General features: G+C 44.5%; 23 protein-coding genes. 10 read left to right on the top strand and 13 right to left on the bottom strand.

Annotated elements, in window-relative coordinates; translation table 11 throughout:
- Positions 1 to 183 precede the first annotated feature (183 nt).
- A complete protein-coding gene (gene fni / locus CHA6605_RS20370; RefSeq protein WP_015161276.1) occupies positions 184 to 1,209 on the bottom strand; it encodes a type 2 isopentenyl-diphosphate Delta-isomerase in 1,026 nt (341 codons plus the stop codon).
- 64 nt (positions 1,210 to 1,273) lie between these two features.
- Between fni and dndE the strand changes: the two genes are divergently transcribed.
- Positions 1,274 to 1,669: a DNA sulfur modification protein DndE gene (dndE, locus tag CHA6605_RS20365; protein ID WP_041548340.1), complete on the top strand. Its 396-nt coding sequence runs from the start codon at positions 1,274 to 1,276 to the stop codon at positions 1,667 to 1,669.
- Positions 1,670 to 1,945: 276 nt separating this feature from the next.
- Here dndE and CHA6605_RS20360 read toward each other — a convergent pair whose 3' ends face one another.
- The 9 genes from CHA6605_RS20360 to rpsO all read right to left on the bottom strand — a co-directional run bounded on the left by CHA6605_RS20360 (position 1,946) and on the right by rpsO (position 9,562).
- Positions 1,946 to 3,448, bottom strand: coding sequence for a PRC-barrel domain-containing protein (locus CHA6605_RS20360; RefSeq protein WP_015161274.1), 1,503 nt, complete (start codon positions 3,446 to 3,448; stop codon positions 1,946 to 1,948).
- Positions 3,449 to 4,059: 611 nt separating this feature from the next.
- On the bottom strand, positions 4,060 to 4,299 hold the full coding sequence (locus CHA6605_RS20355) for a CsbD family protein (RefSeq protein WP_015161272.1): 240 nt from the start codon (positions 4,297 to 4,299) through the stop codon (positions 4,060 to 4,062).
- A 358-nt stretch (positions 4,300 to 4,657) separates the two neighbouring features.
- Positions 4,658 to 5,077: a hypothetical protein gene (locus CHA6605_RS20350; protein WP_015161271.1), complete on the bottom strand. Its 420-nt coding sequence runs from the start codon at positions 5,075 to 5,077 to the stop codon at positions 4,658 to 4,660.
- Between the two features lie 159 nt (positions 5,078 to 5,236).
- A complete protein-coding gene (locus tag CHA6605_RS20345; RefSeq protein ID WP_015161270.1) occupies positions 5,237 to 6,022 on the bottom strand; it encodes a ChaB family protein in 786 nt (261 codons plus the stop codon).
- 344 nt (positions 6,023 to 6,366) lie between these two features.
- Positions 6,367 to 6,906: a Dps family protein gene (locus CHA6605_RS20340; protein WP_015161269.1), complete on the bottom strand. Its 540-nt coding sequence runs from the start codon at positions 6,904 to 6,906 to the stop codon at positions 6,367 to 6,369.
- A gap of 153 nt (positions 6,907 to 7,059) precedes the next feature.
- Complete coding sequence (locus tag CHA6605_RS20335) at positions 7,060 to 7,464, bottom strand: hypothetical protein (protein ID WP_041548337.1); 405 nt, start codon at positions 7,462 to 7,464, stop codon at positions 7,060 to 7,062.
- A 178-nt stretch (positions 7,465 to 7,642) separates the two neighbouring features.
- Entirely contained in the window at positions 7,643 to 8,452 is an 810-nt protein-coding gene (gene lpxA / locus CHA6605_RS20330) for an acyl-ACP--UDP-N-acetylglucosamine O-acyltransferase (RefSeq protein WP_015161267.1), read from the bottom strand.
- A gap of 78 nt (positions 8,453 to 8,530) precedes the next feature.
- A complete protein-coding gene (locus tag CHA6605_RS20325) occupies positions 8,531 to 9,007 on the bottom strand; it encodes a PAM68 family protein (RefSeq protein WP_015161266.1) in 477 nt (158 codons plus the stop codon).
- A 276-nt stretch (positions 9,008 to 9,283) separates the two neighbouring features.
- A complete protein-coding gene (gene rpsO, locus CHA6605_RS20320; protein ID WP_015161265.1) occupies positions 9,284 to 9,562 on the bottom strand; it encodes a 30S ribosomal protein S15 in 279 nt (92 codons plus the stop codon).
- A gap of 197 nt (positions 9,563 to 9,759) precedes the next feature.
- Here rpsO and CHA6605_RS20315 point away from each other — a divergent pair, with 197 nt between their 5' ends.
- From CHA6605_RS20315 to CHA6605_RS20290, 6 genes are all read left to right on the top strand, one after another.
- On the top strand, positions 9,760 to 10,554 hold the full coding sequence (locus CHA6605_RS20315) for a class I SAM-dependent methyltransferase (protein WP_015161264.1): 795 nt from the start codon (positions 9,760 to 9,762) through the stop codon (positions 10,552 to 10,554).
- 158 nt (positions 10,555 to 10,712) lie between these two features.
- Positions 10,713 to 11,804: an RIP metalloprotease RseP gene (gene rseP / locus CHA6605_RS20310; RefSeq protein WP_015161263.1), complete on the top strand. Its 1,092-nt coding sequence runs from the start codon at positions 10,713 to 10,715 to the stop codon at positions 11,802 to 11,804.
- Positions 11,805 to 11,880: 76 nt separating this feature from the next.
- Positions 11,881 to 12,831 (top strand): hypothetical protein, encoded by a 951-nt coding sequence (locus CHA6605_RS20305; RefSeq protein WP_015161262.1) that lies wholly within the window; start codon positions 11,881 to 11,883, stop codon positions 12,829 to 12,831.
- Between the two features lie 29 nt (positions 12,832 to 12,860).
- A complete protein-coding gene (locus CHA6605_RS20300) occupies positions 12,861 to 13,631 on the top strand; it encodes an RDD family protein (RefSeq protein WP_015161261.1) in 771 nt (256 codons plus the stop codon).
- Between the two features lie 43 nt (positions 13,632 to 13,674).
- Entirely contained in the window at positions 13,675 to 14,340 is a 666-nt protein-coding gene (locus CHA6605_RS20295) for a DUF2301 domain-containing membrane protein (protein WP_015161260.1), read from the top strand.
- Between the two features lie 120 nt (positions 14,341 to 14,460).
- Positions 14,461 to 15,156, top strand: coding sequence for a class I SAM-dependent methyltransferase (locus tag CHA6605_RS20290; protein WP_041549730.1), 696 nt, complete (start codon positions 14,461 to 14,463; stop codon positions 15,154 to 15,156).
- A gap of 11 nt (positions 15,157 to 15,167) precedes the next feature.
- Here the strand turns inward: CHA6605_RS20290 and CHA6605_RS20285 are convergent, their stop codons facing one another.
- Positions 15,168 to 15,509: a hypothetical protein gene (locus tag CHA6605_RS20285; RefSeq protein ID WP_015161258.1), complete on the bottom strand. Its 342-nt coding sequence runs from the start codon at positions 15,507 to 15,509 to the stop codon at positions 15,168 to 15,170.
- Positions 15,510 to 15,766: 257 nt separating this feature from the next.
- On the opposite strand from CHA6605_RS20285, the gene CHA6605_RS20280 reads away from it, so the two are divergent.
- Together CHA6605_RS20280 and CHA6605_RS31870 are read left to right on the top strand one after the other, a co-directional pair.
- Positions 15,767 to 16,414, top strand: coding sequence for a sugar transferase (locus CHA6605_RS20280; protein WP_015161257.1), 648 nt, complete (start codon positions 15,767 to 15,769; stop codon positions 16,412 to 16,414).
- A 1,142-nt stretch (positions 16,415 to 17,556) separates the two neighbouring features.
- Positions 17,557 to 19,875 (top strand): Mu transposase C-terminal domain-containing protein, encoded by a 2,319-nt coding sequence (locus CHA6605_RS31870; protein WP_015161256.1) that lies wholly within the window; start codon positions 17,557 to 17,559, stop codon positions 19,873 to 19,875.
- A 324-nt stretch (positions 19,876 to 20,199) separates the two neighbouring features.
- Here the strand turns inward: CHA6605_RS31870 and CHA6605_RS20270 are convergent, their stop codons facing one another.
- The gene (locus CHA6605_RS20270; protein ID WP_015157748.1) at positions 20,200 to 21,336 is read right to left on the bottom strand and encodes an ISAs1 family transposase; all 1,137 of its coding nucleotides are present in this window, start codon (positions 21,334 to 21,336) and stop codon (positions 20,200 to 20,202) included.
- A gap of 144 nt (positions 21,337 to 21,480) precedes the next feature.
- Between CHA6605_RS20270 and hsdR the strand changes: the two genes are divergently transcribed.
- Positions 21,481 to 23,844, top strand: a complete 2,364-nt coding sequence (hsdR, locus tag CHA6605_RS20265) for an EcoAI/FtnUII family type I restriction enzme subunit R (RefSeq protein ID WP_015161255.1) — start codon at positions 21,481 to 21,483, stop codon at positions 23,842 to 23,844.
- A gap of 181 nt (positions 23,845 to 24,025) precedes the next feature.
- Here the strand turns inward: hsdR and CHA6605_RS20260 are convergent, their stop codons facing one another.
- The gene (locus CHA6605_RS20260; protein WP_015161254.1) at positions 24,026 to 24,280 is read right to left on the bottom strand and encodes a hypothetical protein; all 255 of its coding nucleotides are present in this window, start codon (positions 24,278 to 24,280) and stop codon (positions 24,026 to 24,028) included.
- Positions 24,281 to 24,287: the final 7 nt, after the last annotated feature.

Raw genomic sequence — 24,287 nt, 5'->3', positions numbered from 1 at the left:
ATTAAGCGATCGATTAGATGTAAAATTTTTTACATGAGATCTGGAAGATCGACCGCGATCGATCTAATACTCAGCATAGCAATTATTAGTGTGCCCAAATTGTGCCATTATCGATACAATCGATCGCCAAGGATGATTAGATATTTGCAATTCGGATAGATAAACAACTAAAGACTGTGGCGATTACCGCAGCAGGTGGAGACAATTGGTTTGTTGCAAAGCAGCTAAATTGGCATTACCCGTACAAAATAATACTGTTTGGATTTCTGTCATTAAAATTTGAACTAATTCTCGCACTGCCATTGTCGATTCGTCAGCAGCCTGGAGAAATGGTAACGCTAAACCAGCGACATCTGCACCTAAAGCGATCGCTTTAGCAACATCTAACCCATTGCGCAAGCCACCAGAAGCAATTAGAGGTAAAGTTGGTGCGAGCTGCCGAATTGTTGTAATACATTCAGTCGTCGGAATGCCCCAATCGCCAAAAGTCTGCCCCAGTCGGCGTTGGAGGGCGGTTTTAGCACGTTCGCTTTCTACTTTTGCCCAAGAAGTACCGCCAGCACCTGCGACATCAATGCCACTCGCCCCAGCTACGATTAATTGATGCGCCATTTCTGCCGAAATCCCATTACCTACCTCTTTGATAATTACTGGTACGGGTAGCCGCTCGCAGACGATCGCGATTCGATCGAGTAATCCCTTAAAATTGGTATCCCCATGAGGTTGAATGCACTCCTGAAGGGGATTGAGATGCAAAATCAAGGCATCGGCCTCTAATAATTCTACCGCTTTAAGACATTCATCAATTCCATAACGATAATTGAGTTGAATGGCTCCCAAATTAGCCAGTAATAAGATATCTGGGGCAAGCTTGCGCACTTGAAAAGTATTTGCTACTTGCGGTTGTTCGATCGCAACTCGTTGAGAACCGACACCCATGGCTAATCTATATTCTTGCGCCACTTCTGCCAGTCGATAATTGATCTCCTTGGCTTGCAAAGTCCCTCCAGTCATCGAAGAAATCAAAATCGGCGCACCGAGCTGTTTGCCCAGCAATTTGGTAGTAAGATCGATCTCGGAATAGTCTAGTTCTGGCAGACAACTATGACTGAACTGATACCGATCGAAGCCACTGCCCTGAGTTTTAAACTGGACATCTGATTCCAAACAAATCTGAATATGTTCGGCTTTGCGTTGAATGGTGGACATAGTGGTAGTTGCGGGGTAATCGAGCCAATCTCAAATTATTAAGATCTTCGATACTTATTTTATGATGGAACCACCCGTAAATAGCATCAAACTCTCACAAACAGCTAAAGACCAACTCATAAAACTCAAACGGATTACCAAGATCGATCGCTGGAATGTCCTCTGTCGCTGGGCGTTCTATCGCTCTTTGGCAGAGACAGCACCTCCATCTCTCATTCCAATTCCCGCCGATAGCAATCTCGAAATGAGCTGGCAAGTCTTCGCTGGGGAGCTGGCAGATATTTCTATTCTCGCACTCAAGCAGCGGTGTTACCGAGATGGACTCGATCTAACGCCCGAAATTTTAGCCCAGCAATTTCGACTGCATTTACATCGCGGTATCGGTTATTTGGCTGGCGATCCTAATATGCGCAAAGTTGAAGATTTAGTCGCGCTTGTTAGTCGTGAGGGTAATGGGTAATAAGTAATAACGCAAGTTGCTAGTTACAATCTCAGCGGTTAAAACTGCTGCTAATGATGCAAAATCTGTCTTCTTTACGAGACGCTACGCGAAGGCGGACTTTGCATCATTAGCCATGACCTTCAGTCGTTGGCATTTCTAAGTAGCAACTTGGGTTAGATAACTTAAAAAGTAGAGGTAGAAGAGCCGCTCCGACGAACAGTATTGGCAAGAATGGGGCGCAAAAAATAGAGGTAGAGACGCAATTGGTCTCTACATCTAGCTGCGAGCTGGTTTTTAAAAAGCCGCTCGGCCTTTTTCAGGAGCGCGTAGCTCGTCGATCGATAAATGTGGGGTTTCGGTGTACACGGAGTCTAGTAGAACATCCAGAATCCCAGCTTCGCGGGCAGCGTCAATCGCTTTATGATTGATTAATTCACCCACATTGAGGATAACCTCATCATTGCGATCGAGGATAACTCTGGTAGTGGGACGACCTAAAGCTCCTTTAATCCGCTTTTCTTCGATCGCGTGTTTACTGCGACCTTGCAAGTCATTAGCGGTCTCTTTGACATGCTCCCACATGTTAACGGCACCTTCGCGCACACGCTCGCTGGTATCAACGGTGGTGGTTTTGAGTCGATCTCCAGTCGTGGTAGCTAAGGCACCTGCTTGAGATTGAGCGGCGACGGCGGCAGACAAGCCTACAGCATCTAATAAGGCCGACTCCTGATGAGTTGCCTTAGCACGATCGAGCGCATGTTGAGTGACGATCTGGCCCTGTGCAGCGATAATATAGCCCTGTGGAGTGTACACATCACGCTGCGCGCGCCGTCCTTGAGCTTGTTCTACCGTGAATCCGGCGATCGCGTTACCCAGGCGATCGCGCAATGGTTCGGTCAAACTACCACCAGCAGAGCGATAGAGTTCGTCGAGGACTTCCAGCCGCTCGGCACTCTCGGCAACTCTGGTATTGATAATTTCACCAGCGGACACTACTTGAATGCCATTAGCCACCTTAACTGGAAATTGTGCCATCTTCCCGATAACAAAGGCTTTTTGTGCCGATCGATCTACCACTACATTTGTGACTGTGGTATTAGCTGCTCGTCCGGCTGCTTGCAGCTTTTGGCCAGCTATTTGAGCTGTATCCTGAAAGTGTCCGCCTGCAACTTGTGCGGTTGCCTGGAACTTCTCGCCCGCAACTTGAGCGGTATCTTGAAGGCGTTCGCCTGCAACTTGTGCTGTGGCTTGCAACTTCTCGCTGGCTGTTTGCATCGCTGCTTTAATACCGCCGACTTGCTCTTCCATTAAGGCGATTGTTTCCACGGGGACAAAGGCTACATCTTCACCAATTTTGAGCGTGTGGGTCGCCGGGACAAAGGATCTGCCCGAATAAGCATCGGCAAATATCCCTCCAGAAGTTTCGTACCCTTCGATCGCGCCACTGGTTTCATCAAAATAGAAATCAATGAGTTTACCTAGGTCGCGACCATCGGTGGTCATGATGCGGGTACCATTTAAAACATTACGCTCGGCCAGAATCCTATTGATGTTTTCGTGCTCGCGAGCAGGAGCGATCGCATCTTTAGATGGCACAATGATGGCATCGACTCCGAGTGCTTTGACTAAATAAAGTGGCAAAACTTTAGCCTGATTCAGCCAACCTTTTTCTACAACTAAAAATCCTAATAGGCTATTATCGTTTTCATCAAAGATGAGGTCTTTAATACTATTAATCCTCTCGCCAGAGTCATATGTTATGATTGGCTTTCCGATCAGTTCTTTACCCTTACGCACGATCTTTATTCTCCTCTATTGTTGTCAACACCTTATGTCTATCTGTTTATTTAAATATATTTTATCTACGGTTCTATCGGTCTTCGCAGCTGAGAATCGTCATAGAACTGTGTGGATCTCATGCTGGGGTTGTCTCTACCGAAACCTGCGACTAAATCTATCTCTCCGGTATACTCTAGTGCTGTAGCAGCGGCCAAAACTAATAAGGCGATCGTTGTGTACAAGGGAGTTTTCGAGGTTCTTCCTACTAATCTGGGCATATAAACTTTAGAATTTTTAACTTGACTTATTATCTCTATCTTATCAAGCTAGACTACAATTCACACTCGGTCGATAGGTGTAAAGAATGACACTGTAACAAACAATTAGATATACTTATGTAAATGGGATCTATGTCAAAAGACATAAGCTTCATAGTTAATATATGTTGTTAATAAAAAAACTTAGGCAGAGACTACCTAAGTTTTAAATTTAATTTACCCAGTATCAGTCAATAACAACTATGGCAACCCTAAATGATTCATGAGATTTATTCTTCGGTGTGTTATCGCGACAGCGCAACGCACCCTACTATGTTCTTACAAATTAAATAGGACTACTATATGAGAGAGTTATTTGTTTAACTCGTCTTTAGTGCGATCCACAGCATCGCTAATTTTGTTACCGACTTCTTTAGCTTTGTCGCCAATTTTATCTTTGGCATCTTCGATCCCATCACGAACTTTGGCCGCACCTTGTTTGGCTTTTCCAGCCGCTTCGTCTTCAGTACTTCCAGTTACTGCGCCGACAACTTCTTGACCTTTGCCTTCTACATTTTGAGCGGCTGCTTTAGCGCGATCTTCGATACTCATATTATTCTCCTATGTCTTATACTGCTGTTATCTTTCGCAGTTGAACTATCTGTACTATACGATAATTATCTAAAAACTCTCTCTACTCAAAGCCATACTCATAGCGCGATCTATCTAGAGCGGACATCTGTAGATCGGCTCACAAAAATACTTCGATCGACGGATTAGTTAAAGTTGCTATGCTCGGCATGACTTGAAGGCCATTGTATTGTTCGCACGGGTGAAAAGATACCCCTGACTTCTAGTTAAAATCGGGGGCATCTGCGGTAGAGTTTAGAGTTTACTTCACGAACCTAACTGATTCGTGCAGGGCTTTTTTAGCTTGTTCGGTGGTGGGGGGTGCGTCGGGTTCCAAGCTTTAAGTTGCAGAACTCTGATGCTCGTCTTCAGCTCGTTCTGACAATTCATGTCTTATCGCTTCGCTCGCTCCACTCTCTGGGGTTTCGCTATTCAGAGCAGCCGGATACAGCATTTCTGCTTCAGTAGCTATTTCCTCCTTCATCGCCGAACATGCCTGTGTAAAAGTTTGGGGTTTACCCAAACTCTCATTTTTGGCAACTAGTTGTTGACCTTCAGTTATCGAAAGCTCTTTCATTCCCGAACAAGTATCGCTCAGACTGGGAGATTTGTCTGTAGTCGGTGATGTTGGGTCGGTTTGGACTTGGCTATCAATTTCATTTTTCATTTGAACCTCAGCATCCGCCAAAGTTTGCGGTCGATCGCGAGGTACATCTTCTGTTGCTGGAGTCTTTTCTAAAATGAGATCTATATCTTCCATATTATTTTCAGGTGTGTTATTCACACAACTAAAGTATCTATCAATATACTATCTCTCACCTGCCTATTTATCTGTTGAAATGGGTATTTCTCCTCTATCGATCGATAGAGGAGAATATTTACACTCGGTCAAATTATTGACGCGATTTTTTACAAAATGCTAGACAGTGGATTTGGCCTTCGACCAGACACCATTTTCGTCTTCATCAAATTGCTCCATGACTTTCGCCCAAGCAGCTTGTTCTGCCTTAGTTTTGTCATTGGTTTGCTTGAGTGCGGCACCGTAGCTAGAGACAAACACTGTCTGAGCTTCGTCAGACAAGTGCGAGCGGATTTCGGGCGAGAGGTCTTCGGGGCTGTTGCATTGCCCAGCAGCGCGCGGTAGGGGCGACTCGTTAACGTGGATATCTTTAGCACCCGCGCTTTCTAGAAGCAGTTGATATTCACCCGCGCGCTCGGCAGGGACTTCCAGCATCATCACAAATTCACCTGCGGCGAGGCGAGTTTGATAGAGTGCTGCTTGTTCTTCGGGCATACCAAGAGCGGCTAAAACAGATACCAATCCTGCTCCGGCACTACCTGCGATCGCACCGCTAGTAGCTCCGAGTAAGATCGCGCCGATCGGCCCTGCGGCAACAATCGGGCCGACAAACGGCACTAGTAATACGCCGACACCAGTCAGCAAGCTCAAGAAAGAGCCAAATAACGAACCAAAAATAGCTCCACTACGAAGTCCACCCAAGATGACGTCGCGCTTAGAAATAAATCCGGTAATTTTGGTTTGGGACTGAAAGTTGCGTCCCATTACAGAGATGTCTTCTTTAGGAATACCGCGATCGATCAGACGGCGGACGACACCATCGATTTGGTTCTCTTCTGCAAAGACGGCAGAAATGGTGCGTTCTACTACGGAAGTCGTGGGTTGGACTTGGGTTTGTTCTGACATTGTAAAATATGGAGTAAAGGGATGCTGAATTGCTGGTTTTAAAGAGTTGGGCTACGTTGTTCCAACTTTTTAGACACTGGATTCGTTTGAGGTGAGTTCCCCCCACCCCCTTTCTTAAAAGGGATTTAGCGGTGCGCGCTCGGTGGGAGACCCGCCGAGCGCGTAGGCATAGCCTCTGCGGAAACTGCCTATACGACTGCTACAGCGGCTCGCAGCCGGGAGGGAACCTCTGCATGGTTGCATCCGCTCGCTCGGAGGAAGGTGGGAGTCAGGTAAAGATCTACGCTCGTCACTAGCAGGTTGAAAAATAGCTAAACATGCTAGCTCGATCGCGTAGAGATAAATTAGACACCGACGGGAGCTTTGCTTTGCAGATCGGGGCGAGCACCGTTGGCGGCTAGAGCTTCGCCTTCAATAAAGGAGCGCAGCATCCAAGCCATTTCTTCGTGCTGCTCCATAATGCCAGTCAAGAAGTCGGCAGTACCTTCGTCATGAAAATTCTCGCTGCAACTATCGATATGCTCGCGCAGGTTGCGCACGATTGCCTCGTGGTCTTCTACTAGGGCAGATACCATGCCTGTAGCCGTCGGGATGTTACCAGGATGTTCGCCGATCGAAGCATATTCCAAGAAGCCTTTCATCGTGCCGATCGGGTAACCACCGAGCGAGCGCATCCGTTCGGCGATCGCATCGATATTGGTAGAAATAGCTTCGTATTGTTTATCCCACAGTTCGTGCAGAGACATAAACTGAGGGCCAACTACATCCCAATGAAATTTTTTGGTTTTGACTACTAAGAGATAGGAATCTGCTAAGTCATGATTGAGTAAATCGATTACACCTAAGCGTTGCTCGTCAGTTAAGCCAATATTGATCGGACGCATTTTTGTTGTCTCCAAGTATGTTTATTTAGTGAGTCTAGAATGCACATTCATCAGCACAACAGCAAATTTGTTGCTCGATCGGGTGCCAGAAGCTACAATATTCGAGCTGGTCTGGTCTAGTAAGTCACCCAAGGCGCAGCGAAAATTCGGCTTCTATTTTCCAAAGAAGTTTTTAACCTTTTGGGCAATGTTATCAGCGTTGTTTTCGGCTCGATCTTGGTTGCGATCGGTTGGCTGTTCAGTGTAGTTCAAGCCATTGTTGACCTTATTCTTAACTTCTCCAGGCCGATCTTGGATTGGTGTTTGTGCCTTACCGATCTCTTCCTCGATCGAGTTTTTAATTTGTGCTGCTTTGTCGGCTACCTGCTCGGAAACACGATCGCTATTAGTACCGATTGCGGGGGCAGCAACCGCAACATCGACGCCGAGGATGACACCTTGCCAAACCATAGTAAGTAGCAATAACCCACCGATTAATTTTGTGAGTTGCTGCTGGATATTACTAACTAAACGATCGAGCTTGAAGTTCATGGCGTTGAATTCATCTGTGGGTTTCACCCTTTAGTTATACTAAGGATTGCGCCCTAGACATATCACTCAACAGACGGATTTGTAACTTTCAAGCCCTTGCTAAAATCTCTGTCGATCGACAGACGGGTAAGGGGTAGATGGGTGGATGGTTTGGTAAATAGTACATAACACCTCATCCTATTAATCCTTAAATCCCGCTGGTTGTCTATTCTTCGCGCTGTCTCTGGCGGACGTATCCAGCAATCCCACGCCCATATCCCTGTTGAGAATGCTTGATAAAATCACAGATTTCTCTGACTAAATCTGTGTCGAATTCAGTTTCTAATTTTGATAAAGCTTCGGGGATTAGTAAATTTGATTGATATAGGATTCTAAAAGCACGTTTGAGTGTCAATCTTTCTTCAGATGTCAATCCCGCCCTGCGCAAACCAACTGTATTCAAGCCCATCACTTTATTGAGCGTAGTACTGCGCGTCATGCAAAAGGGGGGAATATCTTTTTGAGCGGCTGAACCGCCTGCCATCATTACCAATCTGCCAATTCTTACAAATTGATGCACCAGACAATTACCGCTGATAAATGCGCGATCGCCAACTTCTACATATCCAGCCAAAAGTGCTCCATTGGCGACGATAATATCATTACCGAGTTGGACGTTATGCGCCAAGTGACTGTTAGCCATTAATAGGCAATTATTACCTACTTTAGTAATCGATCCAGCTTTGGTTCCGCGATGGATCGTTACTCCTTCTCTAATGCTGCAATTATTGCCGATCTTGACATAACTCGGCTCGTCTTTGAATGCCAAATCTTGAGGTGTATCGCCAATGACGACGTTACTATGGAGATGGCAATTTTGCCCGATCGAAGTGTGGGGCAAGAGGGTAACGTGGGCATCTAAAGTACAGTTATCCCCAATTTCGACATCGTGTCGAATGTAGCAAAATGGACCAATCGAGACATTAGTACCGATTTTAGCTCCAGATTCGATCGCTGATGTGGGATGGATCTGCATGGATGGGGATGAGAGCGTATTGCAGCAAATATTATACCCGACTGTTGCGTCCTCATTACCACCCGCGATCGACGAACTTTAGTCGCGATCGATGCTGCTTTGCATTTGTTTAGAGGCACGATAGGCGTCTGCCATTCTGCCAAAGTTGATTTTAAATTCTTGCCACCCTAGCAGACTACCTTGGCTGCTGCTATCTTCTTCCCAAGAAGCCGAGAGGATGCCATAAGAGAGTCCCAATACACTCAATCCCAAACATGCCATACTCGTCAGTAAGACGACAGTATTTGGGACTTTAAATAAGTGATTGATGATAATCCAATAACTCCCCAAGAAGATCCCCATCCCCATCAAGATCGGAATGCCACAGAATACCAGCACCCGCCGAATCATCCGTTTGCTGACAACGTCGGGAATATAACCCGAACCCTGCTCTGCCATTGCTGGCGAGGCAGTTTTTGGTTTGACGATCGGCGTCCCTTTTTTGGCTGCGGGTTTGCGCTGTTTGCTTTTGCGCGGTTCAAACGGAACAGATTGGCGGGAATTCTCCTCTGGCATAATGCTTGTTTTCTTAGAGCTAGGTAATGAGAGCGGGTATGGGTTATGGATGAACTTTTTTGCTAGTCACTCGCAACTAGCGATCGCTTTGATAACTAGTCTTTGACGCGACGGATACCGAGACTGTCGGCCAGATTCTGGTAACGTTGGACGCTCTTAGACTGAATGAATGCCAATAACCGCTTGCGCTGTCCGATCGTGTTCGACGAGCCTCAGCGGGAAGCACGTTGGCGTAGCCTCTCGATCGGGAGAATCGCTGTTGTTTTTGGGGCGTTCTTAGTCTTTGACGCGACGGATACCGAGACTGTCGGCCAAATTTTGGTAACGTTGGACGTTTTCTGACTGAATGAATGCTAATAACCGCTTGCGCTGTCCGATCATTTTCAACAAGCCTCGGCGGGAAGCGTGGTCGCTTTTGTTGGTTTTGAGGTGTTCGCTGAGGCGATTGATTCTTTCAGTCAGCATGGCGACTTGCAGATCCGAAGAACCCGTATCGGTTGCGTGCAACTGATACTGTGCTGCGATCTCTTGCTTGCGTTCTTGAGTTAGGGTCATGAATACTGAAAATTATAGTTAAATTTTGCAACTTACTATTTTAGCATTTATAGTTAGATTTGACTAGAGATAGATTTTAGGGATGCCAGAGTTTGGGAAGAGATGTGAGAGCCAGGGGCGGGGCACGGGGGAAAAGAAATAATTGTGTCAGACGATCGTGACAGCAGATACTAAGTCAGCAGTACTAAATTTTAGTCATGAGCGAAATCAACTTGAATCCCCCACTATATACCCTCAATCCGCTCGATCGATTCTCAGATCGAGCCGCAGATTATGTCAAATACCGACCGAGCTATCCAGCAGCCGCGATCGACACGATTCTAGATGGAGTAGATACAGAACCAATCGCCGCAGATATTGGCGCGGGTACAGGCATTTCAGCGCGACTGTTGGCAGAGCGGAATGTCAGGGTGTGGGCGATCGAACCAAATGCCGCAATGCGATCGGCAGCCACACCCCATCCATTGGTGGAATTTCGGAATGGTACCGCCGAAGCAACTGGCTTAGAAGCTGCTTCAGTCGATTTGGTAACTTGTTTTCAGGCATTTCACTGGTTCGATCCCGAACCCACATTTGGAGAGTTTCAACGCATCCTCAAATCTACAACCGCAACTGGCAATCCTGGTAGGCTGGCTTTAGTATGGAATAATCGGGATAAAGAAGATGCGTTTACCAAAGAATACAGCGAGTTAACGCTGGCAGCATCGACAAATCCCGCGATTCACGATCGATTGGATTCTGCTCGATCGTTACTGTTAAGTCCGCATTTTACCAATATTCGAGAATATACTTTTGCCAATTGCCAAGCATTAGATTTAGCTGGATTAAAGGGACGGGTGCGGAGTAATTCTTATACCCCCAGCGCAGGAGCTGCACTCCAGCAACTGATGTCAGATCTAGAGCAGTTACACGATCGCTGGCAAGACGATCGTGGTTTTGTGCATCTTAATTATGTGACTAGGGTACACTTAGCCGAACCAGTGACTGCCTAACTCAATCGAGCGATCTCCGAAAAATCTTCACTAAAATTCAGCAATACCAAACGATTCACTATCCACTATCCAAAGTATAGTTTCCCGATCTCCAGAGACTCCCCACACTCTCCATACCGGATTAAAATGGGGGATAGTAGGTCAAACTAAGAGAAAATATGTCAACATTGGCGGCGATTGGCGTTTTAGCAGTATTAATTTTTATCCACGAGCTGGGGCACTTTTTAGCAGCCAGATTACAGGGTATTTATGCAAATAAATTCTCGATCGGGTTTGGGCCGATATTATTAAAATATCAAGGCAAGCAAACTGAATACGCGCTACGCGCATTGCCGCTCGGTGGTTTCGTCGGTTTTCCCGATGACGATCCCGACAGCGATATTCCAGCCAACGATCCCAATTTACTTCGCAATCGTCCGATACTCGATCGAGCGATCGTCATTAGTGCGGGCGTAATTGCCAACTTGATTTTTGCTTATTTTTTGTTGGTCGTCCAGGTTAGCGTCACCGGATTTCAACAGATTAATTATCATCCCGGCGTAGTCGTATCAGGGATTGCAACCAATCTGAGTACGGCGGCGGGTAAAGCTGGACTCCAAGCCAAAGATATCATTGTAGCGGTAGATAAAGAGCCACTAGGAGATGGTAAACCCGCGATCGTTAAGTTGATGAGCGAAATCCAGAACCACGCCCAGCAACCACTAACCTTCGAGATCCAACGCGGTAACGAGACTCTCAACCTGCAAGTTACCCCCGATGCCAACGATAGCGGCAAAGGTCAAATTGGAGTTAAACTCGCACCCAATGCCGATATTATTATCGATCGATCTGTAAGTCCGATCGATGCACTGGCTAAAGGCGCGAGTGAATTCGAGCGCGTTGTGGTGCTGACAGTTCAAGGTTTGTCCCAATTAGTGACTAATTTTGGCGATACAGCCAGTCAAATCGCAGGGCCGATCAAAATTGTCGAAATCGGATCGAATATCGCTTCGACAAATATTGCTGGATTGCTCCAATTTGGCGCGCTGATCAGCATCAATTTGGCAGTAATGAATATTTTGCCATTACCTGCTTTGGATGGCGGTCAGTTGGCATTTTTGTTGTTTGAAGGTTTGCTGGGTAAACCCCTACCGATGAAATTGCAAGAAACCGTGATGCAGACAGGTTTATTTTTATTGCTAGGCTTGGGTGTATTTCTAGTGATTCGGGATACGGCTAATCTCTCTGGCGTTCAGCAATTTTTTAAATAGCGACGTCTGGGTATTATGATTGTGGTGAGAATTTAGACACAGCATCACCACAATCGCCAATAGGCAATGTCAGATCATGATGAAAAATAATGCCGATCCGGTTGGTACCTTGAGTATCGGGAATGTCGTCACTATGGCCACTACTCTATACAAGTCCAACTTTAAACGTTATTTACAGGTATCAGCACGAGCGACTGCTTGGGTAGTAGCGATCGTCGCAGCTTCGATCGGGTTGTTATTTGTCGGTGGCGTGATGTATGGCTTCACCAAATCGTGGCTAGCGGCCATTCCGGTTGTTTTGGGATGGGTGGCTGCCACCTTTTATTTTTTAGCTAAGTATTCTACCGATCGAGCCATAATTTGTCGGTTAGCTTATCAGGAGCTAGCCAATGCACCAGAAACCGTTGCTGTGGCTACACAAAACCTGCTACCGCGCATGTGGGGTTTCTTGAGACTCTCGTGGCTGGTGAGCCTGTACCTATTTGTCGTCGCACTAGTCAGCTATATCGGGGTCATCATCGTTATCTTTATGGCTGCCGCCATTTTATCTATATTGAAGGTGCCGACGGCTAATCTCGCTGTGTCGTTTATCATCGGGTTGCTCGCGATCGTTTTAATCTTGCTCTGGTTTGCATTATTGATTCGTTACTATGCTTACTGGTTTGTGTCCGAATTACCAATGGCGATCGAGTCTACAACATCGGCTAGCTATAGTATTAGTCGGAGTCGGCAGTTAAGTGGGGTTGTGGCTAACAAAGTTGCAGCGATTATTGCGGTGGGGTTTTTAGTGACGCTACCAATTACCTCAATGGGCAATGTTCCCAGTTTTATCGGTCAAATTATGACTACCAGTCAGGTGGGATCGATCGATCCATCAACTCAAGCAATTGGTTCGCTGCTAATGTTGGGCGGCTTTATCCTCAGTCTGCTGGGCGAACTAATTATCATGCCTTTCTGGCAAGCGATTAAAGCGATCGTCTACTACGATCTGCGCAATCGTCGCGAAGGTATAGACTTGAGTATTTAGGCGATCGCAGGTAGTAAATACTAAATCAGATGAAATTCTTAAACCGAGTTAAATCCCAAACCCCAGAGAGTGTCGAACTAGAATTTATCTTAGCGGGAATCGGAAATCGGACACTAGCAATAATCATTGACTATCTCATTTGGAGTTTCACACTCTTTTTATTGTTGATAGGTTGGGCACTATTGTATTCGCAAGTCCCTTGGCTACAATCAAAAACATATAGCACTTGGCTCTCAGCCATCCAACTATTGATATTATTTGCAGTATATATCGGTTATTTTATTCTGTTTGAGACTCTCTGGCGGGGTCAAACTCCTGGTAAGCGACATGTAAAAATTAGGGTAATTCGAGATGATGGCCGCAATGTTGGCATTCAACAATCGATCTTGCGAGCGTTACTACGTCCGATCGATGACTTATTTTGCCTGGGCATATTATTTATTATTTTTACACCCCAAGAAAAACGTCTCGGCGATTGGGTTGCGGGTACGATTTTAATTCAAGAAGGACAAACAGTAGCCACCCAAAAAATTAGCCTCTCACCAGCCGCAACAGACTTAGCCAATCAACTGATCGAAACCGGACGTATCGCCGCATTGACAACCGATGACTTTGGGACGATGCGGAAATATCTGTATCGATATCCCGCTCTAGATCCAGCAGCAAAAATTCAAGTTAGCGATCGTTTGGCACGACAAATATTAGCGAAAATAGAATTAGCAGATCGACCGCCATCACTTGACGCTCATCTGACAATCGAAGCAGTCTTTCTCGCATACCAGCAACAGTTTCGCGGTTAATAAATCGCGATCGCAATCTCTAAATTTAGTGGAGGTCACGCACATGTCGGCACTCGAATCAAATCTCACTCCCGAAATCTATCAAGGGCAGTTTGGCACATTTACAATTACCGATCGCGATCGTCAAGGCGTCATCGTTTATCGAAGTGCTTTGATGGTAGCGGCAGTAAGTTTTGCCATCGCAACTTTGCTAGTATTATTGCCAGAAAGTAGCAGCGAACGCCCCTCACCCAATACTCTCAGTTTAGTAACTTGGTTGTATGTTACATTTTCGGTTGCTTTAGGCATCGCCTTAATTACGATTCATATTTATATGACCATTTTGCACAGAGCTTTGCAATTATTTTGGGCGATCGGCTGTGCGAGCGCGATCGGGTTTTCCTTGTATTATCGCGAACCGATCGGATCGATCGTTTACGAGCATCCTTTAACAATTTTAGGTATCGGTTTTACCTTTGCCGCACTTACAGGTATCTTTTTTAAAGAAGCCTTTTGCTTCAATCGCTTTGAAACCAAAATTCTTACATTTCTGGTGCCAATCTTACTCTTAGGTCATCTTACCAGTCTACTTACTCTAAATATAGAAGCTATTTTACTCACTATTTGGTCTGGTTTATTTTTTATATTTGCCAGCCGCAAAGCATTCCAATTAATCCCCGACGACATCGGTGACAAATCAGTCTTCAAGCACCTAGAAAATCAAAAATAGCTCTTAGATTATTTCTAAAATTTAGATGATGAGCAGCGACTTTTAAAATAGGTTATATCTGAAATCCAGATGGTGGGAACTGCCCACCCTACGCTGTCTACCCGCTATCAATTATTAATTATGTACGGTTCTCTCATTTCACCACAACAAGACTGGAATAGTCAAATCGATCGAGTCAAACAAAGATTCGATCGAGAATATAAACAAGAAGCTTTTGAGTTACCAGCAGAAGTAGAAGCGATGCCCATTTTTAGAGAATGGATCGGTCACAATCTGGCGGCAAAAATTACTTCGCCATTTTGGGAACTAGCCGGATTTAAAAAGAACCATCGCTGCTTAGATATTGGCTGTGGCGTGAGTTTTTTAATTTATAATTGGCGCGAGTGGGAAACATACTTCTATGGACAAGAAGTGAGTTCCGTCGCGCGGAGTGCCCTGAATTCGCGCGGTTCGCAATTAAATTCTAAATTATTTAAGGGAGTTCAATCTGGCGCAGCCCATCAATTACAGTATGATAACGATACATTCGATCGAGCGATCGCGACTGGATTCAGTTGCTATTATCCACTTGAGTACTGGAAACTAGTGCTCCAAGAAGTCAAACGAGTCTTGAAACCAGATGGCATCTTTGTCTTTGACGCGATCGATCCCACTACTGAAATTGCCGAAAACTGGGCGATTTTAGAGACATATTTGGGTGCTGAAGTCTTTTTATCGCCGCTGGCAGAATTCAACGATCTAGTTAAACAAGTCGGCGGTAAAGTCACAGCAACAAAATCAGGACAGCTATTCCAGATGTATCGCGTCAGCTTTTAGCTTTAACTCAGTTAAAACTGGACTTTGACATATAACCATTTCGCAATTAATTGTGGGCAATTTTTAATAAACCATCGCCATGCAAATATTTTAGCTACAGGTTTCGATCGTTTGGCAATAAACTTGGCAAGCGAGTTGAGCGGTCGCAATCGTACCTTCTTATTAATTAAATTGACATAGCCGATATCGTATAGGCAATCGATAATCAATTTAATCGTCGCCTCTTCTCTAGCCATCAAACTCGTCAGTAAGGTCAATATCTCCTGAACGCGCTCGGCTTCCATTTGAGAGCGAGCGGATGCGGACGAAACGGGAGTAATCGGCTGACTGGGTACTGAAATAATTTTATTCACGATAGAATCTCGATTCTCAAATAGACGGAAGCAGTAAAATTGGCCGAGTCGGTCGCTCGATCTAGAATAGCTTTTGCAGCTAAAGAGCTACAGTACTGTATAAACTATAAAGTGTAGCTTTCCCAAATTGTTAGAGTTAGAAAGTAAAAAAATCCTTTTTCTAGTAATCGGGATAGAGGAGATGGGAAAAATAAAGATTAGCTGGGGCAGTATCCCGGCTCCATCGCTCTAGCAGTAACTAACGATAGATGACGAATATGATCCAAACCAAATCTTCCAACAATTTACTCCACTATTTTAGTCGAGGCATTAAACTATTTAGCGATCGAGTGATGGCAGCATTGTTACTACTGTTATTTTCGCCGATACTACTTGTTGTGGCGATCGTCGTTCGCCTTCGCATGGGTAGCCCGGTTGTCTTTACGCAAACCCGTCCCGGCAAAAATGGCAAGATTTTTACCGTGTTTAAGTTTCGCACGATGACTGATGATTGCGATGCTCAGGGTAAGTTATTATCGGATGAGGAACGGCTGATTCCTCTAGGTCAAGTGCTGCGCAAAGCCAGTCTCGACGAACTGCCACAACTGTGGAACGTGCTCCGAGGCGACATGAGTTTCGTTGGCCCCCGTCCGCTGCTGGTAAGGTATCTAGAACGTTATAGCCCCGATCAAGCACGACGTCACGATGTTCGCCCCGGAATTACCGGATGGGCGCAAGTAAATGGTCGCAATGCGCTCACTTGGGACGAAAAATTCAAGCTAGATCTGTGGTATGTGGATAACTGGAGTCTTTGGTTGGATCTGAAGATTTTGCTGATGACTGTAGGGAAGGTAATCAAACGAGAAGGTATCAGCCAGAGCGCAGATATCGTCGCAATGCCAGAGTTTATGGGTAACGATAAATAATGTCAGGCGTTACTCGATCGAAGTATTAACAGCTAGCAAATAGAGCTGGGAGGGATACCCATAACGCCTTCTGTGTGAGATAACGTCAATGCCGAGTTTACCAACAGGTTTGCACCCAAAAACACGCTGAGTAAACCTCGGCGTGTTTTTGGGTCGGTTCAGCGGCGGATCTGCAATATATCTAGCTTCCAACAAGTTACTTAGATTCGTTGCAGCATTAATTAGCGGCAGCTTAAAAACAAGTAACTTATACCTTTGATAACACTATTCGTAAAATAGTGACATTTGTAGAGCGAAGGAATAAGTGTCAAAATCGAAGAAATAAATGTCACGACTGATGCTTAACCCAAAGCTTTACTCCGCATGGCTTTGATGCTTTTTAGTCATCAATTTTCAGAAAAAAGGTGATCGAAGGATTACATGTCATTTCGTAGTATTGTAGAAAGAATAAATGTCATTTTGTCAATCGTTGATTGAAAACCTTGCTATGTAATAGTTTTGTTGTTTTTTACGCACGAGGAAGGATTACATGTCATTTCGTTACCTTGAAAGCTAAAACGTATATTTATCAGTAGCTCCAAGCCTTTATAGAATGAACAAAGGATTGCGTGTCATTTTGTAGAAGCGGTTTCAACTTTAGTATCGCGACCACCGAAGATTCATAAAAATTCTACAAGCAGAGGTTAAGTAGGACAAATTAATGCGGCTTTAGCTCGTTCTCCGATAACTTTTCCGTCACGGAAAGCTTATGCTTACTATAGTGAAAGTTTTTTGAGAATAATTATCCGCTTTCTGCCCGCCTGCAATATTTTTAGTATAAAATTACTGTATGATTGAGAGCAGAAGAACCATAAACCAACCTGACATTAACAAACACTGAGATTAGCAGAAGGGTGAAAATTTCTCTCTAATCCCTGAGGAAGACGACTTGGGAACTCAAAAACCTCCGCTATTGATGAGAGCAAGGAGTTGGATGCAGCTCCAGAATTAGTCCTCAGGCATCTAGACAGTTGATTGGAAGCATTAAATTTTCTCAGACTGACCCTACTGAAGTGGACATTCTACTGGTTGCCAAACTAGATTGGTCAACCTAAATCGCTACTAATGCAAACCTACTATATCAAATTGGGAAGTGCGGAGTTATGACCCTGACTGAAGCCAATGAGCATTCCGATCGGTTAAATGACAACGATTTTTCTTCGATCTATGAGGATGAAAATTTTGATACTGAGGAACCTCTAATTGCTGATGAAGAAGAATTGGCGACCGATCGGCAAAAGATCGCTTACCAGCCCTCGGAAGAGTCGATCGCCTGCTATGGCACACCAGAAGATGATGAAGGGATCGAGTTTCTAGACCGTCGATACGCGTTGGAAGACGAAATCACGCTTGAAAATGGAGAAAAAGTTAGGCTCCAATTGACGGACGAGCAAAAGTTAAAACGAGATGTCATCCGTAACCTCTTAGCCGCACGAAACAACCGTAACTTATTCTGCGAACAACTTAGAGAAGGAGCAAAGAGGCTAAAGAAATCGACCCGCCAAGTCAGACGTATTTTTCAAGACTGGATTGAGTTGGGTACGGCTTCATTCTTCAAAGCAAAAAGAGCAGATGTTGGCCAACCTCGTCGGAGCGAATATTGGTATAACCTAAGTCTCAAGATTTACGAGGGAGGGAACAAGGGTGACAAATTAATGACTCGTACTCAAGCTGTGAGCCATATTGAAGACCAGATTTATGAGTATGTGAAGCTGGAGTTGTCAGATGAAGTCGCCAGATTGGAGGCAGCAGGCTTTGATAAGGAAGAACTCGATCTAGAACTTTCAAGGTTAATTGAAGAACGTAAGCAGATTTGTAACGAGCACAGGCGTGAGATTCAGACACAAATCTCAGACCTAAAGACTAAGCTCTCTGAGCTACGGAAACGAAAGCTGGATACACAGGAAGTGCATAAGTGCATCATGAAACTTGAGGAGCAGAAGCAGTCGCTCGTAGCATTCGAGTTTTGGCGGAAATACGGTCAACCCCCCTGTACTAGAACCGTAGAAATTTGGTTGAAGCCAATTGAAGAGAGCAACAATACCGCAAAAAGTAGTCGCAGTCCCGGATGGCACGGCGATACCTTAATTCTCAGAACTCGCGACCAGGAGAATATCTCCGTCACTCGCAGCAATCAAGTTTGGCAAATCGATCACACTAAAGCAGATATATTACTTGTTGATGAGGATGGTGTGGATATTGGTCGTCCGATTCTTACTACAGTGATTGATTGCTACTCACGTTGCATTGTGGGGTATCGACTAGGACTCAAAGCACCCAGTTCTCTGGTGGTTGCCCTAGCTTTGCGACACGCGATGCGACCCAAGCAATATGCTCCAGAATACCAGCTAAGATGTAATTGGATAACGCATGGCTCTCCTCGATACATCTATACAGATGGTGGTAAAGACTTTAATTTCTTAGTGTACGTGGGCGATCAGCTAGGCTTTGAAGCAAAACGTCGAGAACAGCCCTCTCAAGGTGGAATTGTCGAGCGTCCTTTCCGTACTGTAAGCGAACTTTTGAGTGAAGCTCCAGCTTACACGGGTCCTAATGTCCAAAAGCGTCCAAAAGATATTGCAAAGGTTGTCAAAATGACACTGCGAGATTTAGAAATGGTTTTAGTTGGATATCTTGTTGATAACTATAATCAAAAACCCGATCCGCGTACCAGAGCCAACCCTTTCGCGCCCGAACAAAGTCGCATGAAACGGTGGGAGGCTGGATTACAGACTCCACCTGCGGTAATTAAACCACGAGAACTCGACATTTGTCTGATGCAAACAAATGAGCGTGTTGTTTACGACGGTGGCTATATCAAGTTTGAGAATCTACTCTATAAAGGGGAGTACTTAGGGCAACACGTTGGCAATGAAGTTTTTTTGAAATTTGACCCCAGGGATATTACGATGCTGTTGGTTTACAGTCACCGAGATGGCCGAGAAAAGTTCATCTCTCGCGCTTGCGCTGTAGGGTTAGAAGCAGATCGGTTATCACTTGAAGATGTCAGACACTCGGTCAAGAAGCTCAAACTTGCTGGTAAACAGATCAATAATGTCGCTATTCGGGAAGAAACTATCCGCCGTAGAAAACTCTTCGCCAACAAGCAGAATTTAACAAGAAGCGATCGCCGCAACGTTGAGGATGCAAAGGTCAATCCCGCTCCAGCTCGTTATGAGGAGGATCGTCACAGAAATGCCTCCAAACCTGTGGTGAAAGAGTCATACCTAGATGATATATCGATAGCTCTAGCCAACAGTGGATCGAAACCTCAGGTAGAGCAACTGTCTGTCTCCCTCGAAGTAACCGTATCTCCACCTCAACCAATTGTTGACGAAGACGATGCTGATGAGGATGATGAGGATTATTCCTACGAAGTCGAGCACACGATAGAACGTATGACCTACAGTAAATTCCGTTAACACCATTTGCGTTTCTTGATAGACTTATGCCAACGGTTACTTTGCGATCGCAACAGTTGGATGCGATCGATGTTCTTACCCAACCAAAAGAATCTGTATCACCCGATCGACTGCGATCTGCTACAGGGTGAACGCATCAAAATCGGGTGTAATTCGATCGATCAAAACTAGAATAGCTAACTCAATCGTACTTACTAACTAATTGCACTTATTACAATGCCAATTGAAACTAAAATCAAACATGAGATCCGATTAATTTAATTTAGTGTAGCAGAAAGCTCGACCAACTCATTAGTCAAGCCGAGATTAATTAGTGCAAATAAATTACAAAATAGCTTCTAAAAGTTCAGTTGAATATTCTTCGTCAAGTGTCGCCAAGAATCTCTTACTTCTAACACTTAACTTTCGACTTTTATTTTCACTAATTATGTTAACTGCTATATGTCGTAAAATCGCAAAATTAGCTGGAGCATTATCTTTCCTAATTCGACTATCATCTTCTTTAAAAGCAACATCAAGCACCCAGTGAAGAGAATTTTCTATCGACCAATGACTTCTAATTCCCTCTGCTAATTTTTGAGCATCGCTCTCTAGACTACTGATAAAATAACGAGTTTCTACACTCGTCTTTCCGCCGACAACTCGAACTGATTCTACCATGCCAATACTAGTTAACTTTTTCCATTTTTGCAGTGGATCTATTTGCTCCGCAACATCTGTTATCATTAAATAATTACGAATTTCTTCTCTACCTCTATTCATCTCTCTACTGTTGAAGCTACTCAGGTTGAGGTCTTTTCCCTGAGTTTCAATTGCTTGTTTAAATAGCTGCTTTACTTGTTTGTACAAGGTCGGTTGATTCTTTTTTACAGCAATTACATAATCTGCATCTTTTTCGACGATTTTTTTGACTATTTCTCTTTGACATCCCATTGCGTCGATGGTAACGATACATCCTGCTAAATCCAAGATTTGAATCAGTTCGGGAAGTGCTGTGATTTCATTAGATTTTCCTTCTACTTTCTTTTGACCTAATACTAATCTATTACTTGCAGCCCAGGCACTGACTGTATTAATTACACCTTGACCATTCTTTTCATCTCCTGAGTTTCGAGATTGTTTTCCATCAAAGGCAATTATTTCTCCTGCGGTTATTTTACTTATTCCTTTAATCCAACTCAGGAATGATTTATTAAATTCATCAGGATTAATTTGTGAAAATACTCTAGCAAATGTATCATGAGATGGGATTCCATTCGGTAGTTCTAGGAACTTTTCTAACCATTTTTTTCTGGCTATACCATACATTTCTATATCTATCCATCCGTCCGCCCCACATACTACAGCACAAATGGAGATCGTGATGATGTCGATTAGTTTATGTTTTTTTCCACGTTCAATCCTAATGTCTTCTATGTCGTCAAAGTGTTCTGCGATACTATGCTTAGGCTTCAGCTTCATTTTACATGATATTAGTTCCAAATCAACTTAACACAATTAATTAGCTAAAGCTATCGACGGGTATAGATTTCACATCTTTGATGAATCAAATTTACATCTAGTTTCTAAGTGTTTTTAATAATATAAGATTTAAGTGCGTTCACCCTGAAAAAGCAACTCTCCGAGCGCGATATTTGCACCAAATATATCACTCCAGCTTTAGAACGATCGGGTTGGGATATTTTGACGCAGATTCGGGAAGAATTTTCGCTGACAGATGGGCGGATTCTGGTGCGGGGTAAGTTACACGCTCGTGCGAAGAATAAACGAGCTGACTATGTGCTGTTTTACAAGCCTAATTTACCGATCGCAGTGATTGAGGCGAAGGATAATAATCATTCGGTGGGCGACGGGATGCAGCAGGGTTTGGGCTATGGCGAACTACTGCAAGTGCCGTTTGTGTTTAGTTCCAATGGCGATCGCTTTTTGTTTCATAACAAGATTGCTACCGACGGAATAATTGAGCGGGAAATCGGTTTAGATGAGTTTCCATCGCCGAAAACTTTATGGGAACAGTGGTGCTTACATCGGGGATTATCTGCACCGCAGCAAAAGTTAATTACTCAGGATTATTATAGTGACGGTAGTAATAAGACTCCACGCTACTATCAGTTATTGGCGATCGATAAAACGATCGAAGCGATCTCCAAAGGTCAGAATCGAATTCTATTGGTGATGGCGACGGGTACGGGGAAAACTTTTACCGCTTTTCAGATTATCTGGAGACTGTGGAAATCGAAGGCGAAGAAACGGATTTTGTTTTTAGCCGATCGAAATATCTTAGTCGATCAAACCATGACTAATGATTTTAAACCCTTTGGTTCGGCGATGACCAAGATCAAACAGCGACAGGCGGATAAGTCTTATGAGATATATCTGTCGCTGTATCAGGCAGTGACGGGGAATGAAGAGGAACAGAAGATTTACAAGCAATTTAGTCGTGATTTCTTCGATCTAATTGTGATTGATGAATGTCATCGAGGGAGTGCGGCAGCGGACTCGGCTTGGCGGCAGATACTAGACTATTTTTCAGCGGCGACTCAGGTAGGATTGACGGCTACTCCCAAGGAAACTAAGGAAGTTTCTAATATCGATTATTTTGGCGAACCGATTTATACATACTCACTCAGACAGGGGATTGATGACGGTTTTCTCGCGCCGTATAAGGTGGTACGGATCGATATCGACAAGGATTTGGAAGGGTGGCGACCAGCGGCAGGACAGAGGGATAAATACGGGAATGAAATTGAGGATCGGATTTATAATCAACGAGATTTTGACAAGAAATTAGTATTAGACCCGCGTACCCAACTAGTCGCTAAAAAGGTGAGTGATTTCCTCAAAGCAACTAACCGTTTTGATAAAACGATCGTTTTCTGTGAAAATATCGACCATGCGGAGCGGATGCGACAGGCATTAGTGAATGAGAATGCCGACCTTGCGGCGGATAATTCGCGGTATGTAATGCGAATTACTGGGGACAATGACGAGGGAAAAGCCGAACTCGATAATTTCATCTTTCCCGAATCTAAATATCCGGTCATCGCGACTACTTCTAAACTGATGACTACGGGTGTCGATGCTCAAACTTGCAAATTAATCGTCCTCGACCAGCGGATTCAGTCGATGACGGAGTTCAAACAAATTATTGGGCGCGGGACGCGGATTAAAGAGGACTTCGGGAAGTTTTATTTCACAATTATCGACTTCAAAAAAGCGACCGAACTATTTGCCGATCGCGATTTTGATGGCGATCCGGTGCAGATTTACGAGCCACAACATCCCGATGATTCGCCAGTTCCGCCGGAATTGTCAGAGGATGAAGATTTTACAGACGGATACCCAGAGCCGGAAGGCGGCTTTGAATGGACAAATGGCGAGGATCTTGAGGATGTTGAAGATATGGGGGTACGTCGCTATGTGGTGGCGAATGTCGAAGTCAAAGTAATTGCCGAGCGGGTGCAATACTATGATTCGAGTGGTAAATTGATTGCTGAATCGCTCAAAGACTATACCCGCAAAACATTAACAAAAGAATTCACCTCCCTAGATGATTTTCTGGTGCGGTGGAGTAGTGCGGATAAGAAACAAGCGATCGTCGATGAGTTGGCGAAAGAGGGGATATTCTTTGAGGCGTTGGCTGATGAGATTGGCAAAGATTGCGATCCGTTCGATTTGCTCTGTCATATTGCCTGGGATATGCCACCCTTAACCCGCAAGGAACGGGCAGAGCGGGTGAAAAAGCGGGATTACTTTACGAAGTACGGCGATCGAGCCAGACGGGTATTAGAAGCCCTACTAGATAAGTATGCGGATTCAGGGGTGGGGCAGATCGAGGAAACCCAAGTGCTGACGGTTGCGCCGTTTACCCAATTTGGTACTCCCCTGGAAATCGTGCGAATTTTTGGTGGGACGGCTCAATATCAGGAGGCAATTAGGGACTTGAAGCGATCGCTCTACACCGCCTAAAAACTCTATCAGATCTACGGGAGCATCTAAATCATTATTTATCAAATTTACCAACTTATCCTCCCAAAAATCAACTTCGCCAATAATTTCAATTTGAAATCAAATTGCCGTAACTGGTGACAATGGACGAATTAATGCTTCAACGATCGCATCGAGATTATGTTGATCGAAACATTTCTAGTCAATCGATCGCAGTATTTAGATCGATTATCGATCGGATCTGCAAAAAATGTGCTGCTGTGACGATCGCTAGATCGAAAATATCTGCCATCACTAATAAATCCCGATCGCCAATTACTAAATAGTCGATCGAGTCGAACTCATCACCTCGAAGCATCGCTAGAAATCGCAAATCCACTAATTTCCCAGTTTTGTAATATCCATCATAGCGACCCAAATTTCCTCGCCAATCTGGTTTATAGTAATGAAGACGCACCCGCCGT

This window comes from Chamaesiphon minutus PCC 6605 (assembly GCF_000317145.1).
Taxonomy (GTDB): domain Bacteria; phylum Cyanobacteriota; class Cyanobacteriia; order Cyanobacteriales; family Chamaesiphonaceae; genus Chamaesiphon; species Chamaesiphon minutus.
Note: the sequence above shows the minus strand (reverse complement) of the source record. Positions and strands in the feature narration are given on the sequence as shown.